13 protein-coding genes and 3 pseudogenes are annotated in these 18,545 nt (G+C 62.0%); 14 read left to right on the forward strand and 2 right to left on the reverse strand.

Annotation, left to right across the window (positions count from 1 at the left end; all coding sequences use genetic code 11):
- Positions 1 to 3 precede the first annotated feature (3 nt).
- The 6 genes and pseudogenes from leuS to CXY83_RS04715 all read left to right on the forward strand — a co-directional run bounded on the left by leuS (position 4) and on the right by CXY83_RS04715 (position 8,804).
- Positions 4 to 2,604, forward strand: coding sequence for a leucine--tRNA ligase (leuS, locus tag CXY83_RS04680; protein WP_104196225.1), 2,601 nt, complete (start codon positions 4 to 6; stop codon positions 2,602 to 2,604).
- Positions 2,605 to 2,741: 137 nt separating this feature from the next.
- Entirely contained in the window at positions 2,742 to 3,485 is a 744-nt protein-coding gene (locus CXY83_RS04685; protein ID WP_104196226.1) for a helix-hairpin-helix domain-containing protein, read from the forward strand.
- On the forward strand, positions 3,482 to 4,318 hold the full coding sequence (locus CXY83_RS04690; RefSeq protein ID WP_104196227.1) for a hypothetical protein: 837 nt from the start codon (positions 3,482 to 3,484) through the stop codon (positions 4,316 to 4,318). Before CXY83_RS04685 ends, CXY83_RS04690 begins: the two co-directional genes overlap by 4 nt.
- A gap of 163 nt (positions 4,319 to 4,481) precedes the next feature.
- The gene (locus CXY83_RS04695; RefSeq protein ID WP_104196228.1) at positions 4,482 to 6,566 is read left to right on the forward strand and encodes a hypothetical protein; all 2,085 of its coding nucleotides are present in this window, start codon (positions 4,482 to 4,484) and stop codon (positions 6,564 to 6,566) included.
- Between the two features lie 132 nt (positions 6,567 to 6,698).
- Positions 6,699 to 7,058, forward strand: a pseudogene (locus tag CXY83_RS04700) (transposase); the annotation flags it as partial.
- A gap of 298 nt (positions 7,059 to 7,356) precedes the next feature.
- Positions 7,357 to 8,804, forward strand: a pseudogene (locus CXY83_RS04715) (IS3 family transposase).
- Between the two features lie 10 nt (positions 8,805 to 8,814).
- Here the strand turns inward: CXY83_RS04715 and CXY83_RS17330 are convergent.
- Positions 8,815 to 9,201: a hypothetical protein gene (locus CXY83_RS17330; protein WP_146069848.1), complete on the reverse strand. Its 387-nt coding sequence runs from the start codon at positions 9,199 to 9,201 to the stop codon at positions 8,815 to 8,817.
- A gap of 409 nt (positions 9,202 to 9,610) precedes the next feature.
- On the opposite strand from CXY83_RS17330, the pseudogene CXY83_RS04725 reads away from it, so the two are divergent.
- A pseudogene (locus CXY83_RS04725) lies at positions 9,611 to 10,868 on the forward strand (IS110 family transposase).
- Here CXY83_RS04725 and CXY83_RS04730 read toward each other — a convergent pair.
- On the reverse strand, positions 10,858 to 11,637 hold the full coding sequence (locus CXY83_RS04730; protein ID WP_146069849.1) for a hypothetical protein: 780 nt from the start codon (positions 11,635 to 11,637) through the stop codon (positions 10,858 to 10,860). The pseudogene CXY83_RS04725 and the gene CXY83_RS04730 overlap by 11 nt on opposite strands.
- A 1,884-nt stretch (positions 11,638 to 13,521) precedes the next feature.
- Between CXY83_RS04730 and CXY83_RS04735 the strand changes: the two genes are divergently transcribed.
- From CXY83_RS04735 to CXY83_RS04765, 7 genes are all read left to right on the forward strand, one after another.
- Positions 13,522 to 14,124 carry a nucleotidyltransferase family protein gene (locus CXY83_RS04735; protein ID WP_146069850.1) on the forward strand — a complete coding sequence of 201 codons (603 nt, stop codon included), beginning with the start codon at positions 13,522 to 13,524 and terminating at the stop codon, positions 14,122 to 14,124.
- Positions 14,124 to 14,576: a hypothetical protein gene (locus CXY83_RS04740; RefSeq protein WP_104196235.1), complete on the forward strand. Its 453-nt coding sequence runs from the start codon at positions 14,124 to 14,126 to the stop codon at positions 14,574 to 14,576. Before CXY83_RS04735 ends, CXY83_RS04740 begins: the two co-directional genes overlap by 1 nt.
- A gap of 205 nt (positions 14,577 to 14,781) precedes the next feature.
- Positions 14,782 to 15,066 (forward strand): hypothetical protein, encoded by a 285-nt coding sequence (locus CXY83_RS04745; RefSeq protein ID WP_104196236.1) that lies wholly within the window; start codon positions 14,782 to 14,784, stop codon positions 15,064 to 15,066.
- A gap of 328 nt (positions 15,067 to 15,394) precedes the next feature.
- The gene (locus tag CXY83_RS04750; protein WP_104196237.1) at positions 15,395 to 15,733 is read left to right on the forward strand and encodes a helix-turn-helix domain-containing protein; all 339 of its coding nucleotides are present in this window, start codon (positions 15,395 to 15,397) and stop codon (positions 15,731 to 15,733) included.
- A gap of 7 nt (positions 15,734 to 15,740) precedes the next feature.
- Positions 15,741 to 17,219 (forward strand): type II toxin-antitoxin system HipA family toxin, encoded by a 1,479-nt coding sequence (locus CXY83_RS04755; RefSeq protein ID WP_104196238.1) that lies wholly within the window; start codon positions 15,741 to 15,743, stop codon positions 17,217 to 17,219.
- 163 nt (positions 17,220 to 17,382) lie between these two features.
- Complete coding sequence (locus tag CXY83_RS17600; protein WP_158251831.1) at positions 17,383 to 17,721, forward strand: hypothetical protein; 339 nt, start codon at positions 17,383 to 17,385, stop codon at positions 17,719 to 17,721.
- A gap of 331 nt (positions 17,722 to 18,052) precedes the next feature.
- Positions 18,053 to 18,496 carry a hypothetical protein gene (locus CXY83_RS04765; RefSeq protein WP_369831122.1) on the forward strand — a complete coding sequence of 148 codons (444 nt, stop codon included), beginning with the start codon at positions 18,053 to 18,055 and terminating at the stop codon, positions 18,494 to 18,496.
- Positions 18,497 to 18,545: the final 49 nt, after the last annotated feature.

Here is an 18,545-nt window from a genome sequence, read left to right on the forward strand (position 1 = left end):
GCAATGAATGAGAGTCACGTGGCACACGAGCATGACAGCGTACGCATTGACGCGCGCGACGAGAGCGACGAAGAAGTGTACGACTTCGCGGCGATCCAGGCGAAGTGGCAACCCATCTGGGAGGAACTCGACCCGTTCAAGACGAGCGCCGAGGGCGATACCCGCCCGCGCAAGTACGTGCTCGATATGTTCCCCTACCCCTCAGGCGACCTGCACATGGGTCACGCCGAGGTGTATGCGCTCGGCGATGTCGTCGCCCGCTACTGGCGCCACCAGGGTTTCAACGTGCTGCACCCAATCGGCTGGGACTCCTTCGGACTGCCGGCCGAGAACGCCGCCATCAAACGCGGCATCGACCCGCGCGGCTGGACCTACGACAACATCGCCCAGCAGAAGAAGAGCATGAAGCTCTACGCGACCAGCTTTGACTGGGACCGCGAACTGCACACGAGCGACCCCGAATATTACAAGTGGACCCAGTGGCTGTTCCTGCAGCTGCACAAGAAGGGGCTCGCCTACCGTAAGGACAGCTGGGTCAACTGGGACCCGATCGACCAGACCGTGCTTGCCAACGAACAGGTACTGGCCGACGGCACGAGCGACCGCAGCGGCGCCGTCGTCGTGAAGAAGAAGCTCACCCAGTGGTACTTCAGGATCACTGACTACGCCGACCGCCTGCTGGATGATTTGAACCAGCTCGAGGGCACCTGGCCGGCCAAGGTGCTCAACATGCAGCGCAACTGGATCGGACGCTCCATCGGAGCGGATGTCGACTTCGCTATTGAGGGCCGCACGGAGCGCGTCACCGTGTTCACGACCCGCCCCGACACGCTTTTCGGCGCCACCTTCATGGTCGTGGCGCCAGATTCTGACCTCGCCGCCGAACTCGTCGCCGAGGCCACGCTTGACGTGCAGGAGGCGTTCCAGGAATACCTCCTACAGGTGCAGCGCAGCACGGAGATCGAGCGTCAGGCCACCGATCGTCCCAAAACCGGCGTGTTCCTCGGTCGCTACGCGATCAACCCTGTCAACGGCGAACGTCTGCCCGTCTGGGCTGCCGACTATGTGCTCGCCGACTACGGCACCGGCGCGATCATGGCCGTGCCGGCCCACGACCAGCGCGACCTCGACTTCGCCCGCGCCTTCAACCTACCCGTGCGGGTCGTCGTCGACACCAACTCTCCGGCCACCGGCATGATCCCGGTGATCACCCAGGGCATGCTCGACGGCACCGAAGAGCTGCCAGAGCTCGACCCGCTCAGCACCGGCATCGCGCTGGCAGGCGAGGGCCGCCTGATCAATTCGGGCCCCCTCAACGGCCTGAGCAAGATCACCGCCATCAAGCGCATCATCGAGCAACTGACCAACGACGGGCTCGGCCGCTCCGCGAAGAACTATCGCCTGCGCGACTGGCTCGTCTCACGCCAGCGTTACTGGGGCGCTCCAATCCCCATCATCCACGGCGCCGACGGCGCCGAGATTCCGGTGCCTGAAGATCAGCTGCCGGTATTGCTGCCGCCGGCAGAGGGGCTCGATCTGAAGCCGAGGGGAACTTCGCCCCTGGGCGGAGCGACCGACTGGGTCAATGTGCCGAACCCGATCGACGGCACCCCGGCGACACGCGACGCCGACACCCTGGACACCTTCGTCGACAGCTCCTGGTACTTTCTGCGGTTTTTGAACCCGAGTGATGACACCAAAGCCTTCGACCCGAAGGAGGCCGAGAAATGGGCACCCGTCGACCAGTACGTCGGCGGTGTCGAGCACGCCATCCTGCACCTGCTCTATGCGCGCTTCATCACGAAGTTCCTGTTCGACGAAGGCTACGTGAGCTTCACCGAGCCCTTCACCGCGCTGCTCAATCAGGGCATGGTCATTCTCGACGGTGCCAAGATGAGCAAAAGCCGCGGCAACCTCGTCTACTTCACCGAGGAAGTCGAACGCCACGGTGTCGATGCCGTACGCCTCACAATGGCCTTCGCCGGCCCGCCCGAAGACGACATCGACTGGGCTGACGTGTCTCCGGTCGGCTCGGCCAAGTTTCTCGCCCGCGCCTGGCGCGTCGCACGCGACGTAACCAGCGCGCCCGACGTGGAGTGGAAGACCGGTGACGTCACCCTGCGCCGCGTCACCCACCGCTTCCTCGCGGATGCGCCCGGCCTGGTGGAGTCGTTCAAGTTCAATGTCGTCGTGGCACGTTTGATGGAGCTCGTCAACGCCACCCGCAAGGTCATCGACACCGGTGCCGGCTCAGGGGATGCCGCAGTGCGTGAAGCCGCCGAGGCCACCGCCATGGCGCTGAACCTCTTCGCCCCCTACGCGGCTGAAGACATGTGGCAGCACCTCGGCTACGAGCCGTGCATCGCTCTCGTGCCATGGCGCAAGGCCGAGCAGACCCTGCTCGTGCAGGAGTCCGTGACGGCGGTCGTGCAGGTCGACGGAAAGATGCGTACCCTGCTCGAAGTTTCGCCGAAAATCTCCAGCGAAGACCTCGAGAAAATGGCGCGGGACGCTGCTGCGGTCATCCGTTCGATCGGTGATCGCGAGATCATCAAGGTGATCGTGCGCGTGCCCAAGCTCGTCTCGTTCGTCACACGCCCGTAGCGCTGCACGAATGAGCAGTCCCGGTCGATCGCGCGCGATCGGCCGGGGTCTTCTCCACAGGACTGCTCCTGCTGGAGGCATCCACAGATAGGGTAGTGTGCGGCTGGCGGATGCTGTGCCCGGCCTAGCGTGCGAGCATGCAGCCCGATCGTTCCCCGCTCGATCTCGACCGCCTTGCTCCGGCTTCTCGGGGTCGTCCCCGACTGCGGGTCGGCGTCGGAGCGGCCGTCGTGTTGCTGCTGCTCGCCCTCGTTGTCGCCGTCATCGTGTCCGCCGTCGGCCAGCAGGCCGGGCAGCGCACGGTCGGGTCCGAAGCGTCGATCGCCTCGGGCAGCAGCGCGACATTAGAACCGTTCGACGCAGGGGCGGGTGCGGGCGCCGCGCCCGGCCAGGCGATTGCGGCCGTCGCCGATGTCACCATCTTTGTGCACGTTCTCGGAGCTATCGCACGGCCCGGGCTGTTTCAACTATCTGACGGCGATCGGGTTATGGACGCGATTGCTGCTGCCGGTGGTTTGACGGCGGAGGCCGATCCTGCGGGCGTGAATCTGGCGCGCCTCCTCAGTGATGGCGAGCAGTTCTATGTACCCCGGCAGGGCGAAGTGCCTCCGGACCTCCCCGCGGCGGTCGGCGGCACTGGGGTCGGCGGCACTGGGGTCGGCGGCACTGGGGGAGCTAACGCGAAAGCGCCCAAGGTCGACCTCAATACGGCCACCGTAGCCGACCTGGACTCCCTGCCTCGGATCGGCCCGACCATGGCCCAGCGCATCCTGGACTATCGCACGAAGAACGGCCGGTTTACGAGCATCGACGGGCTGCGCGACGTCGCCGGCATCGGCGATAAAACCTTCGAGGCGCTCAAAGACTTCATCACGGTATGAGCCTCGATCTGCGGCTTGCGTTGCCGGCACTGGCCGTGTGGCTGACCGCCGGCCTGCTGATCGGCGCGCCCACCGTGGCCGGCGCGGTCGCTGTGACGCTGTGGCTGGTAGCCGGTGGCTGTATCGGCGTACTGATGATCAGCCGACTGGCGCGGCGCATCGAGTGGCCGACAGCGCCGAGATCCAGGCGCTGGCAGACAGCGTGCGCCAGCGTGCTGCTCTGCTGCGCCGGCGCGGCGCTCGTAGCCACCGCCGTCGCCGCGTGGGCGCCGGTTCGGCTGCCGCCCGAGGTGCGCGACGCCGCCGGGTCACACGCGCCGGTCACCGCGACACTCACTATCTGGTCGGTTCCGGTTGCGGCCAAAGCCTTCATCGGCAGCGGAACCTCGGGACGGGTACGGTACAAGGCCACCCTGACCCAGATCGACAGCCGCGGCACGACCGCGCACGTGTCGAGCCCGGTCGTGGTGTTCGGCGAAGCAGCCAGGGGCGGAACCGAACCAGAAATCGGGTCAATCCTCCAAGTGCGCGGCACGCTGCGCATGACTGAGCCCGGTGATGCCGCGGTCGCCCTGTTATTCGCTACCGAAACGGCGCATGGTGTTGCGGCGCCCCCGTGGTGGTTGCAGTGGGCCAACGAACTGCGAGCCAAGTTTGCTACGGCCGCGACGAGCCTCGCTGGCGACGGGGGTGACCTGCTGCCCGGACTGGCCATCGGTGACACGAGCGCAGTCAGCCCCACGCTTGATGCCGCGATGAAGACCAGCTCTCTGAGCCACCTGACCGCGGTATCCGAAGATGCGGTCATAAATAGGGATGGGTTAAATGAGTGAGCAAACTTGAGCAAGTTGTTCGTGTGCCGGGGTCCAGCCGATCTCAGGTACGGCTAAAATCTGACTCATATCGGTGGACATTTTTCGTTCCCTTCCGCTTTAGGTCGCCGTGCCCTAGGTTGACAAAGCGACAGCTCGGTCGCTGACCCGAAGCGAGGCTGAAATGCGCTCTGTGATCGCCCGTGCCCGCACTGTCAGCGGAGCCTTGGTATTTATTCTTCTGGTGAGTGGCTGCGCACCGGGTTCGGTCGTTACAGCAGTAGACCAGACGGCGAAGCCAATTAGTTCGATAGCCGATCCGGCGCCGCAGTTCACGACCAACGCAACCGCGGTCACATCTGACGGCGGCAGCGTCGAACAGGGTGGAGTCCACGTCACTGTCCCTAAAGCCGTAACCACCGACGGGTCAGACCTCAAGGTGAGCATCGGCGAGGAGATCGGGCAGGCGAAGTCCGAGTTCGCGACAGAGATGTTCGGGATCCCCGTGCGCGTGGACCACACCGCGGACCTCTCGAAGACGGTGACGATCGAGTGGGATGTCTCCATGCTTCGGGAAAGCCAGCAGGGTCTCAGCCTTGTGCGGTGGAACGAGGAACTGGGCATGTGGGTGACGAGCAACGAAGTTATTACCGTCGAAGACGACACTGCAACGGTGGAGGTGCAGGAATTCTCGACCGTGAGCTGGACACAGATCTGGGCCCAGAAGATCGGTGAGATGACTGACAAGCGAATCGACGAACCGACGTGCACTGGGGCAGATCTGGCCAATTGGGTCGACAACACTGTTGACCCCGATGAAGGCAGTCCGAACGCTGCCATCCGCGTATGTTTTGATCCGGACCGCGACGACATCGTGACCGTCCGCATCGGCAATAACAGAACCTTCGCCCAGGTACTGCAGCTCAACGACGTAGCTGATGATTTCAAATGGCGATGGAACGGGGACGACAAGTTCGACATCACGGCAACGGTCTACAACGCGGCGCACACCGTCCTTGATGACGGCGACACCATGGTGCTTCCGCCCCTCTCAACTCAGGCTATCGGCATCGGGCGCCCGTCCGCCAACGGGTCCACGGTGATTGTGGGCTCCGCAAATGTCGGCTGGCAGTCAGCCCTCACCGATGTCATCGCGCTGAGTGCTGACGCCATGAGTATCGGGGGAACCAAGAACCCGGCTCTCGACGCCGTCATCCAGGTGCTTTTCGAGTGCGGAGGAAGCAAGCTGCTGGGACGTCCAGGCACGGTCGCAGATTGGACTCGTGGTGCGGTCGACGCTATCGGAGGCTGCGCTGACGAGATTCTCCGTCCGGACAGCGAATTCGGGCAGAGGTTTGAGACACTGTCTCGACAGCTCATCGCGAAAGGCGGATTCAGTAGCACTGCCACGATTCAGCTGAACCGTGCCGCTCGGGGCGTGTCGTCGGCGTTCAAAGCGTTGAAAGTAGCTGACCTCGCGTTCTACGCCTCCGATCAGTTCGCCAATTCTCTCGTCGGTCCGCTCGTCTGGTCCATCTCGGGGCGCGGCGCTGCCTCGGCCATCGGAGAATGGTCTGCCAGTTGCTCGGACACGGCAAGTGATTCCGATCGGCTGTACCGCAACATCGCACTGCAGGACCAGTTTGCTAACACTTCCAAGGAACTTTGGCAATACACCGGTTGGGCCGCGGCAGTTCAGAATGGCGTCGCACCGCTGCAGACATGTACAAACGAGTACCGGCAAGAATTGGCTGACATGCTCCCCGGAAGCTGGGCGGATGCGAAAGCCGCGAAGGTTGTGGCTACCGCTGTCATGGCACTGAGTGATGCCTGCACCAACATTTACAGCGTCGGAATGCTCGATCGGATGAAGCAGTCGGGGTTTGTGCTCAATACACCGCCTTATGGGCTCACTCTCGACGATGTCGGCACGATGGGGCTTTCGGACGAAACCCTTAGTGAGATTTTGGGTATGCACTCCGAGGATCTGACCTGTAATTGGTTCACCGACAGCCTTCACTATGGTCTCAGCACACGGATCTCCGATCTAACTCCCGATGAAGCTGCCATTGTCCGAGGCCGGTTGGAAGAGCCCGGATATGAGCGCGAGGAATTTGGTGGAGGAACGCGCTACTCCTCCTCGGGGACCAGCTCCTTGGGCGACTTTGGCGAGAGTTTCTTCCTTCGCGGAACCACTTGGATAGTGAGCACCTGGTCAGGATCGGCCCCCAGCGGGTATACACGAGACATTGTTGAAAACATGGGTTGAGATTGCCCAGCGCCTAGGTGTGGTGGCGGCGATTAAGGCTGCAGAGAGCATGAAGTAACTCGGCAACCTGTGGCTCGCCTCCCTCAAGAACTACTCCGGTTGCTAAAGTTTTTTACTTTGCTGCAGTCCACGATCGACGTTCACCCCCAGCAAGTCCTGATGGATGCCGGGTATTGTTCAGCAGCGAACTTGGACTACGTCACGACCGTCGATGCGGCCAGCGACGGCCTGACTGAGTTCTTCATCGCGACCGGTCGGGTGAAGCACGGCGAACGCGTTCCGGACGTCCCCCGGGGTCGGATCCCCGCCAATGCGACCTTGCGCGAACGCATGGCTCGGAAGCTGAAGACGAAGAAGGGCCACGCTGTTTATGCGCGGCGCAAAGCGATCGTGGAGCCCGTGTTCGGCCAAATCCACGCCCGGCAAGGAAAATTCGTCCTCCTGCGCGGGCTGGAACAAGCCGCCCACGAATGGGACCTGATAGCCGCGTGACACAACCTGATGAAGCTACACACCATGCAAACCAAGGCCCTTCTCGCCGGGCAAACCGCGCTGACAGCGGGACAGCAATCTGAAGGCCACGGCTGGAGCTGCCCTGACGGGCAGCTCCAGCCTGGCCCGAGACCGTCATGTGGCGCTGGCCCTATTTTCAGTCGGTACGAGCACATCCACACTGCGAAGAACTTCACGAGCGCCACAGCCCTCTCTGTCAACCTTGGATAAGGCACCGGGATCGTCCCGAATAGTGTCGTAGAGGGTGGGGAAGGAGTTCCCCTTGACGAACGCAGTAATGACAGAACGTAGCTCGACCGGGCAGGCTGTAGAGATGGAAGATGTTCCCGATCCCCAGGTTCCCGAGCGTGCTCGGAGGCGAACCTATACCGCCAAGTACAAACGCGACATTCTGACCGAGTACGACAGCCTGAACCGGCAGGCCCGCGGCGCGCTGCTCCGCCGGGAAAAGCTGTATACCTCCTTAGTCAGCTCGTGGCGTGACCAGCGAGATAAGGGGGTGCTGGCTGCGTTGGCGCGGCCGGCGGGAGCGCCGCCGGCGAGTACGTCGGAGAAGGACGCGGCCCGGCTGCGGAAAGAGAATCTCCGGCTGTCGGGCGAGTTGGATACGGCGAGGCAGGTGATCGCGATCCAGGGAAAACTCTCGGCTCTGTTGGATCAACTCTCGACCAACAGCAGCGAGACGAACACCGAGAAATAATCGACGCCACCATCAGCGCCCTCGTCCCTCTCGTGGGCACGCGGGACGCGTGTTTGGCCGTGGGCCGGTCGCGGGCGACGCACTACCGCCAACACCCGCGGTCGCCACGGCCGCCGTCATCGCCGCGGCCCCGGCCGCAGCCGGCGAAGCAGCCGCGCGCGCTGACCGAGCTGGAGCGCGCTGCTGTTCTGGAGGTGTTGCGGTCCGAGCGGTTCGTGGACAAGGCGCCGGCGGAGATCCAGGCGATCCTCCTCGACGAGGGCGCCTACCTCTGCTCGGTAGCGACGATGTATCGTCTATTCCGCGCCCACGGCGAGACCGGTGAGCGTCGTTCTTAGGCCGAGCACCCGGCGCGCGTCAAGCCCGAACTGATCGCGACGGGACCCAACATGACGTGGTCGTGGGATATATCGAAGCTGATGGGCCCGGCCAAATGGTCGTACTTTCACTTGTATACGATTATCGACATTTACTCGCGGTACGTCGTCGGCTGGATGGTCGCGACCCGGGAGTCCGCCGAACTGGCTGAGCGGCTCCTGTTCGACACGATCGACAAGCAGAACATTCGCCGAGACCAGCTGACGATCCACTCCGACAACGGCTCCTCGATGGCGTCGAAACCCGTCGCATTTCTGCTCGCCGACCTGGGCGTGACCAAGTCGCACTCCCGCCCGCATACGAGTAATGACAATCCCTTTTCGGAGTCGCATTTCAAAATTCTGAAGTACCGGCCCGAGTTCCCCGACCGGTTCTACAGCCTCGCCGAGGCACGCTCATTCTGCACCGAATTCTACGACTGGTACAACCACGAGCATCGCCATTCCGGCATCGGAATGCACACCCCTTTCAACCTTCATCATGGCCGCGCGCCGGCCATCCAGCACGCTCGCGCCCGCGTTCTCACGACGGCATATGCCGCCCACCCGGAACGCTTCGTGCGGCAGCACCCGCAGCCACCAACGTTCCCGACGACGACCTGGATCAACGAACCCGAAAAGAAAGAAACGAACTCAATGACCGGCTAAAGAAACTGACTCACAAAGGTTGACATCTTCCGCCGCGGGACATCGCCCATTCGGGTGCGAAGCACAATGATTTTTCGCCGGGTGACGAAGCGACAACCCACGCCTGATCTTCGGGTCTCCAGACGCCGGAATCGCATAAGACGTCTTCCGCTGCAAACCTGATATTGACCCCGGCAAGTGTCTCCGGGATGTAGGACACATGCATGTGGACGGCTTTGTCGTCCAGGCCAACACTTTGAAGCGCGAAAAGTCGAGCTGCCTTGTCGACGCTTTCGATCAAATTGAAGTATGCACCGGCAATCCCTGATCTGCGAATCAGATTGAGATGAGCGAGGTGTTGTTCTGCGGCCTGAGCCAAGTCGTAATTGCCAACACCGTTGCCAGAGAACACGATCATCCCTGTGTGGTTTCTATGCTTGTCGACGACATCATTGACGAGCCGGTCTATTTCCAGTGGATCCGTGCTCTCGACGATTTAGGCGAGCGCTTCGGTGACGTCCTCCATCTCATTTAGAAGTTTTCGTGCAACGCGTTTCTGTTCGAGGATGCCGTCGGGAATGTTTCCTACCCTATTTATTAGCGGGAGTAGATAGTCGGCGTCAACACTCTCCCTGCGGGCAGCCCCGTTACCTTGTAGGTAGCCCTTGAAGCTTTGCTTCTGAAGGGTGTTGGCCTGTTAGGCCCGGCATGGTTGCTGCCCCCAGTCGTTAATGATCCGGGGGGTGTTGTCACCGGGCCTGACTGGTATTGGGTGATCGCTAATAGGGGCTCGACTGGAACTGGTTTCCTGGCCGAACGTAACGTGGATGCCGAGACTTGATGCCGTGGACAGGCCAACCGATCCGCATGGCTGACGGGAAACTCATGATTGAGAATTACGACAGCGTTGACGTGTTCATAGGTGTTGACGTTGGAAAAAGCGAACATCACGCGGTCGCGCTGGGCCGCTCCGGGAAGCGACTTTACGACAAAGCGCTACCCAACGACGAGGCCAAATTGCGAGCGGTCATCCGCAAGCTGAAGCTGCGCGGCCAGGTGCTCTTGGTCGTCGACCAGCCCGAAACCGTGGGCGCACTGCCGGTGGCTGTCGCGTATGCCGAAGGCATCCTGGTGGGCTATTTGCCGGGCCTGGCGATGAGGCGCATAGCTGTTCTGCACGCTGGTGAAGCGAAGACGGATGCCCGCGACGCGGCGATCATCGCCGAAGCTGCCCGTACCCTCCCGCACGCGTTGCGGCCGATTCGGCTCGAAGATGAGCAGGTCGCAGAGCTGTCGATGTTATGCGGATTCGACGATGACATCGTCGGTCAGATGACCGCGACGAGCAACCGGATCCGGGGCTTGCTGATGCAGATCCACCCAGCGTTGGAGCGGGTTCTGGGCCCGCACCTCGACCACCCGGCCGTCGTGGACCTCCTCCAGAGATACCCGACACCGACCGCGCTCAAAGCCCTCGGCAAAGCCCGGCTCGGCAACCGCCTCGTCAAGCTCGCCGCACGCATGGGCCGTCGCCTGGCGGAGGAAATCTTCCACGCTTTGTCCGAGCAGACCGTCGTCGTCGGCGGCACCCACGCTACCCGGGCGGTGCTGCCGCGCCTCGCCGAACAGTTGGGGACGCTGCGCCGTCAACGCGCGGAGATCGCCGTCGAGGTCGCCGAGCTCGTCGAGGCGAACCCGCTGGAACCGATCATCAGGAGCATGCCCGGCGTCGGCGTCAGGACCGCCGCCCGCGTCATCACCGAGATCAGCGGCAAGGGCTTTGCCACCGCAGACCACCTCGCCTCCTACGCCGGCCTCGCGCCGGTGACCCGACGCTCTGGCTCGTCCATCCGTGGCGAGCATCCCTCACGGCGCGGCAACAAGGTTCTCAAACGAACGCTGTTCCTGTCGGCTTTCGCCGCCCTCAGCGACCCCGTCTCACGCAGGTACTACGACCGCAAGATCGCCCAAGGCAAACGCCACAACCAAGCCCTGATCGCCCTGGCCCGCCGACGCTGCGACGTGCTCTACGCCATGCTCCGCGACGGCACCCTCTACGAAATCAAAACATCACTCACGACTTGACGAAACACATAGGGGCACCCCCCGCGCCGAGATGCCGCAAATACTGCTTGTTCTGCCGAACGTCTGCCCGAGTCAGCGCCGCCTCGATCCGCTTCAATCCCAGGGATTGTGAGATTACTTCGAAGTTACTGTCGCGAAGAATTTGATTGGCACGGCCTTCATACACGTCTCGGTCGTCGTCTGACTTTCGCGTGAACATTGCAGAAATTTCCGCTGCCGAAAGCAGGAACAGACGTTCATCGTCATCACGGCCCGTACAGACGATGAGGAAAAACTCTCCTGCTGGATTCCCGGCCTCATCCTGCGTGTACCGTACAGGCACAGACATATTGGTGTTTCCGTCCTGAACGAACTTGACCTGGATCACGCCGAACCGCGGTGGCTTTGAGTCGAGAACGTTGACCCGTAGCGAGTTGAGCTGGACAATGAAGTCCGCGCCGTGGACGTCGACCGACCGTTCAAGAACCCAGAAGCGGTTCATCAGGAACGCCTTCGCCCGGGCTTCTCCGAGCGCACCGTGCTCCATGCTCTTCAACCAAGGTGTGTTCGTCACGGCTCTCGAATCTGCGAATGCGGTCTCCGCCAGTCTAGGAGCGGTAAAGCCGCCAGGCCGATCGCCAGGGTGGACGGGTGCATGGGTATCTTGCCAGCCCGTCGAGAGCTCGGCAACGAAAGCATCGCGGGTGTTGACGCCCGGCCCAAGATGGCCAATCGCTGATGAGTGGGGGCCTCCGATTGGCGGTTGCTGCAAAACGGTTGCGCGAATCATTCAGAGAATGATTCGTCGGGGATACTGATGAGACTTCAGCCGTTCCTTGCGCGGTCCTTCGGTGGATCACGACAAACAACGACGTTAGCCCGGGCTCTGCCTCTGAGGGAGAGCCATATGGTTGCATTCCCGGCCTTGGGAGTTTTTCGAGATCAAGTCTCGTACTTCGGCTGCTCCGCACTCGCGGGGAAGTGGGATGACGGCCGCGGACCATTAGCTTCTACTTTGAGTTTGAAAAGAACCTTCACCTCTTCACTGTCACCGGCGGGACGCCGGTGATTTACTGGCGGCGTTCGTGGGGGAGCGAAGCGGAGGAGAGTCGTCTGCAGCTGGGCACCCGATAACACCCCACCAGGGGTGTTGAGAGGGCAAGACATTACCCAGGTGAGCGTCAGCGAACAGAGGGGTAACGGCGCAGTAAGGACCCGAGGAGCGCAGCGACGAAGGGCAAGGCCGGAGCGCAGCGGAGGGCGCAGTCGACGTCGGCTATGCCGACCACCAAAGCAAGATTTTCATGTAGCGCAGCGGAATGAAAATCGACGCGTGGTGTCGTCGAACCTTATGCCCTTTCCCTTCTCCTCACGCATTCGGAGCTTCAGCGGAGAATCGTGGTCATATCTGCACGTATATCAGCGAAACATGATGGTTCCACACCCTCTGTCTCCATCCCCGTCGACGTAGGAGACAGCACTAGGGGATGGAGACAGTGACATCATGTTGCGTTGGAAAGGCGGGGTTTGGCTGTCACCGGCTTTTCTGGGGCCTTGGCACCAGGGTGACAGCCATTGAGCGTAGCGATGCAGGGCGCGTTTCACCCTTTGTCACCATGCTCGTTTCACCCTGCCGTGGCCGCGGGCACGCGGCTACCTTTGCCTCATTACCGGCGCAGGGGATCGACGCAGCGCAGCGGAGACGGTCGCCTCTCCTGTGGCTTCTTACGCCCGTATCCGAGCTCGTCTCGGGCATCCTGTTGCTGCTTCTCTTGTGCCCGCTACTGGCCTCGTAGAGGCGTCCCTGCCGCTTCTCAGCAACGACCTCAGCAACGACACCAGTCACCAGACCTCGTCACCAGATTCAGCGCGGGCTTGCCACCTCTGCCCAGTGCGCTGAGTAAAAAGAGAGCGGCTCCCGCAGCGGCTACAGGCCGGCTACAGCGCTGTTTCAGAGCTAGCTCCAACGCTGCTCCAATACAGCTCCAACACCGTTTCAGAGTCTGTTCCAACACCGCTCCAGAGCCAGTCCAGGATCCGCACCGGAAGGCGCTGTCACTCCACCAACCCTTGCTGCCAGCACAGTCGCTGGCCCGGTTCTCTGCCCAGTGGGATTGGTAAGTTCAGGCAGGTGCGCGGCTTTTTGCGGAGCTGCCTGAACTTAGGAATTCCAGTTATCCGCTTATGCCCTCTCGGACCTTCAGAGGCTCCAGAATCGGCGCATGCGTCGAATCTGGATTGCACGCTTCTATGCCGACGGGGCGTAGCCCCGGGGACGGCTTTGGCCCACTCAGCTCCTGCTGACTGCTGAGCTGCATCCTGACCTGATTCAGCACGTGTATCTACACCGGCTCATTCCGACGGTCACCAGGGGAAAGACCGTCGTCGTTCAAGAAGTCTCGTCGAAGGGGGCGAGGCGCGGCCCGTCAGTTGTGGCGATCTCTGTGACTGGGGGTCCTGATATTCACTGCCAGAACCGAACTGCTTCATGAACTCTCTGATCGGTCAGGTCGCGTAGCTGTGTCGAGCGCGGCGATGTGCTTCCGATTCTCCCGAGCATCGATGCCAGGACCTCTATCCGAGCGTTAGCTGAACACTTGAGTCATTTAAGTATCACGTGATACCTGTACGTATCAGGCTCGCAGCCTACTTGGAGGATTCGATGGATCTCGGAATGCCGCTTGTCACTGTCTTCGGTCGAACCGAGGGCGCAGTCCTGACCGCCCTCGCGCGCGGGTCGGCGTCGGTGAACGGCCGCCAGATCGAACGTCTCCTCGGCGGAACAGTAAGCATCAGGGGCGTCCCGGGCGCCCTAGAGCGTTTGACTCGGGCCGGGCTTGTGCTGGCAGCGTCCCGACAGGCCGAGACGCTTTACCGTGTGAATCGGGAACATCTGCTCTGGTTGACCGTGGAGGCGACGATGAACTCTTTGACTACGCTCCGCCAGCGCATCCGCGATCTTGCCCACGAGAGCGCCCCGAACGGAACCGCTGTCGTGCTGTATGAGTCGGTCGAACGAGTTGAAGCCACCGCCGACTCCGACATCGACCTGCTGGTCGTGTACCCGGACCAGATACCCGCGAGTCTCCGTGAGGACTTCGTCGATGAGCTGGGGCGTCGCGTAGAGCTCTGGACAGGCAACCCGGCACAGGTGATCCACATCACCGTGGGCGGCCTCGTGGAATCCGCAGGACGTGGTGATGCGCTTGTCGATCTGTGGCTGAACGACAGCGAAGTCCTGATCGGTGAACTCCCGACACTAGATCAGCACCAGTAATGGCACGCCAAACGGCCAAGCGCCAGAACATCGACCGGTCTGCGATCCAGGCTCGGCTCGCGGACGCACTGAAGTTCCTCGAGGCAGCGCAGCCGTTCGTCGAAGACGACAGTGTGTCCTCCTGGAAGGTGGCCGGCTCGAATGCGGTGAACGCAGGCATCGCGGCCTCAGACGTTATCTGCGGCGTTCTCCTCGGCGAGTGCTCCCGCAGCGGAAACCACAACGACGCCGTTGCCCTTCTCGTGGAAGCGACTCAGCCAGACGCTGCGCCGCGCAGGCATCTCACCGCGTTGCTGGCTGATAAGAGCAACTATCAATATGGAACAGCCGGTGTTCGCCAAGATGCTGCCAGGGCGCTCGTCGAGCACGCCGCTCGAAACTGGTTGCGGAGGCAGAGCGTCGCGCGAAGCGATAACCCAGCATGGGGCCTGACCGCGAAACTGTCGAGCTGAAATCCGCTCGATTTCGCGGCCACGCGAGACGAGTTCACCAGCCAAGAATCGGACTAGAGCTGCTGATCACCGAGTAAATTCTGTGTTCTGGAGGTCACCCCAAACATACTGCCGGCTCTCTGTTACGGTCATCTTGTCTACCCCTAGACAGCATGCGCTGACAGAAGTCCCCGAAGATGAAGAGCCAGAAGGTTGTAGACCAGCTATGTTCAGTCGAGAATCCCAGCCGGAGCTTCAAATCAAGCTCGAAGCGGCCGATGCTGCTGTTGCCGCCCACCCGCTCGCAGCTGAACGGATCAAGCGCGCTCATGCCATCATCGAGTCGACAGACAGTGCCGACAAGGACTTGGTCGAGCAGAAACTCGCCGAAGAGGGTCTTCCCGACCTCGCCGAGATCGGTCTGATCCAGGTGCGCAACTCGGTCAGCTGGTGGAAGCTGCATCGGGAAAGAAACAAGATAACCGACAAGCTCGAAAAGCTCGATAGCTGACGGCCCTGCGTAGGATTTAGCGACGCCGAGCAGCCAATGACGCGCAGTAGCTGATTCCTGAGCGAAGAACTCGCTCGTCCTAAGCTCAGCGCTTAGGCCGGGCGATTTCTTGGGTACCTGAACACCTGATTCATGGCGGAATCACGTGACTTCTGGAGGTATCAGGTTCACAGCCCGCGTTGAGGATCGCCCTCCGGGTGCTCGGCCGCATGTCACATTGCTATAACCACTGAAACCCAAGTGACATGTGCGCTGGATTACTGACAGACAAAATTACCAATAACAGCTAATATTGACAGGTATACCTGTCATCTTGGGAGGAGCAATCATGGTAACCAGACGCTCGCCCGCACGAACACGCATGCTCAAAGAGCTCGGCTCGAACATCGCCCGGTGGCGGAAGCTCCAGGGCCTCAGCGCCACGGTGCTGGCCGAGCGTGCCCACGTCACCCGGGACACACTTCGGGCGATCGAGACCGGCACCGGCGCTCCTCGCATTGACTCGCTGCTCGCTGTGTTGACTTCCCTCGGCATGGCCAACACAGTGATCGCCAGCACCGACCCGTGGAACTCGATCGCCGGTCGGGCTCTCATGGACGAGCAGATCGGCATGGCAGGCCAGCACCCGCCAACCAGCACCCGCCAGCCCGCAGCGAACGGAAAGTGACGAACTCATGAGCCACGACCAGATGAGGCTCGTCGACGCTGTCGACGTGTATCTCGACGAAGGCCCGGCGGCTCCCGTCATGGTCGGTCACCTCCGCGCAACTTTCGTTGGTAGCAGCAGGCTGCTTGGGGGCAGCAGCTTCGAGTACACGGCTGAGTACGTTGCGAGCCCGGCCGCGTACGCGATCTCGCCAGAACTACCCCTCGTGGCCGGTAAACAGTTCTCCGGTGAGGACGCTGCGCTGTTTGGCGCGTTCTCCGATGCGACGCCGGACGACTGGGGCACAGGCCTCATCGACGCGGCGTTTGCACGAGGGCGAACCGGTGTGTCTGCTGCAACGCCCAGCAGAGCGCAGCCGCTCGCGATCGGCGAGTTTGACCACCTGGTGCAGCAGAATGACCTCACCCGCATGGGTGCGCTCCGGTTTAGAGAGCCCAGCACGATAGCGCTTCGTCACGCTGCCCCCGAGTGGCTGACCGCCGCCGCGCACACCGCGACGAACCCGAACGACGTACGGCGCATAGCTGAAGCTGTCGCCCGGTTCGAGGAATATGAAGCCACGGACGAGGACATGGAGATCCTCGGTTACACCGGGTCCAGTCTCGGTGGCGCCCGGCCCAAGGCCACCATCCAGGAATCCGACGGCAGCCTGTGGCTGATGAAGCTCCCCTCGAACCGCGACCGGCGCATCGACACGGAGGCCTGGGAAGCAACGGTGCTGGATCTTGCAACGGCGGCCGGCCTGCGCGTGCCCCGCCACCGCCTGATCCGTCTGGACGAACACAAATCCTCGCTGCTCATCGAGCGTTTCGACCGCCGCCCGGCTGCTCACGAACGTGTCGGCTACATGTCCGCGCTGACGGCAATGCAGCTCGGACCGCAGAAGACGGCCAACTACGAAGACTTCGCCGACACTATCGATCAGGTCACGCTCTCGGCGTCCGCTGACGACCTGCGCGAGATGTTCGGCCGCGTAGCGCTCGGTGTGCTCGTGGGCAACGTCGACGACCACTGGAAGAACCACGGGTTCACACGGGAGAACAGCACTTGGCGGCTGAGCCCGGTCTTCGATGTGAACCCGACTCGTGCGGGAAGCCGAGTGCGTTCGCGACAGATCAACGAACGAGACGACCCCTCGAACCGTGACGTGCGCCTGCTGATTGAGGGCCGAGACGCTTATCGTCTGACGAAGCCCGAAGCATCTGAGGTACTTTCCCGCGTAACGCGTGCGGTCGGCACCTGGCGCGAAACCGCGCACAAGAACAACATCCGCAGCGCCGAGATTGAGCACATGACCTCCGCATTCAACGAGGTCCAGTTCGAGCACGCCGCGAAGTTCGTGACCGAAAACGCTGCGCAACCGGCGTCAGCGGTGGGCACCCCGCGCTTGGCCCAGCGCAAGCAGCGCTTCCCGGAGCTGTTCGTCGACGGAGACGGCGACGGTTCTGTAGTTGCCGAGGGTCAGCCCCCCGAGCCGGGACGCTGACCCGACTACCACCCACCATAAGAACTCGAAAGGCACGACCGTGTCCAAAAACATGAAGCCACTCCCCAGTCCCTTTTACGTCAACGAGCAGCTCGCGGGTTGGCACGACGAGACCGGGTTCAAACACACCGGTCTAGGGGTTCCTGATCGATAGTCTGGTGACATGCCCAACAAGACACGCGGCGCCACGCGCTCACCTGTAGTTGCAGCTTGCGTCGTCCTTCTGGGCTTGTTAGTGCTTTGGATGGCGCAGCCGGTCCTGCCCGGTTGGGCCTGTTCGGCTAGTCTTCCGGCGGTATGCCCTCCGCAGTTGTTGCCTGTTCGTGCATCGTTGATCAGCGCAGGCATCCTTTTCGCATTACTCGCGACTGTCATCGTCGGGCTGTTGCTTCGGCCCCGAGCAAACCGCTGGCTGGGCCTCATTTCCCGAATTGTCGTCTTCACCGTGCCCGTGGTTCTATTCCTGACAGTCGTCGCGCACTTCTTGATACCGCAGCCCTGATCGAGGCTGCCGGACGCGTCAAATCGCCCATACGCGCCCGCGCCGACTTGGGACACCGGCATTATGTGGTCGATTTCGAGCAAGAGGTGCGGCTCGGCGGCAACCGAGACGCGGCACTGCACGCATGCGTAGCGGTCGTGCTCCTTGATCTCGCCCCGGAGTCGCACCGTCATCAGCGCGCGTTGTCCGGCTGCCGACTTCGTCCAGCGGATCATATGAATACGGTGTACTTCGAGTGTCTTTTTCGTGTCTTTACGCTAGCTTGATGGTAGATACTCCGTGCACTCGCGCGTAGTGTTGGAATACACGACAGATGGAGATGGGGCTCGCAATGGCCAACAAAACGCCAAACAAGACTGCTGTCAAGGCCCCCGCTCAGCTCGCCAAACGGTACGTAACGCGCGACGCCGCGACGGGCGCGTTCAAGCGAACGATTCGACTCGACATCCGCGAGATAACCCGACGTCTCAACGCTGCCCTGGGCGGGACGCTCGTGGCTGTGCTGGCTGGCTCGAAGGATACCAAGGCCTCACACAAGTGGGCCAAAGAGGGTGGCCCCCAGCCGCGCCCGGAGGCAATCAAGCGACTCGCCTTTGCCTACGAGCAGTGGCAAAAGGTCGCCGAGGTCGAGGGCGAGCACGTCGCACGAGTGTGGTTCATCGGCGCCAACCCCTGGCTGGACTACGACACCCCGGCTAATGCAATCAGGGAAGATCGTCTCAAGGAGGTCAGTCGCGCCGCCGATGCCCTCATCGACGATTCGTTCAGCGGTTGACGCAACGGTGACCGCCCGAATCTGCACGAAAACCGGGCTCGCGCTCACC

This window comes from Cryobacterium sp. M15 (assembly GCF_002929675.1).
GTDB lineage: Bacteria > Actinomycetota > Actinomycetes > Actinomycetales > Microbacteriaceae > Cryobacterium > Cryobacterium lyxosi.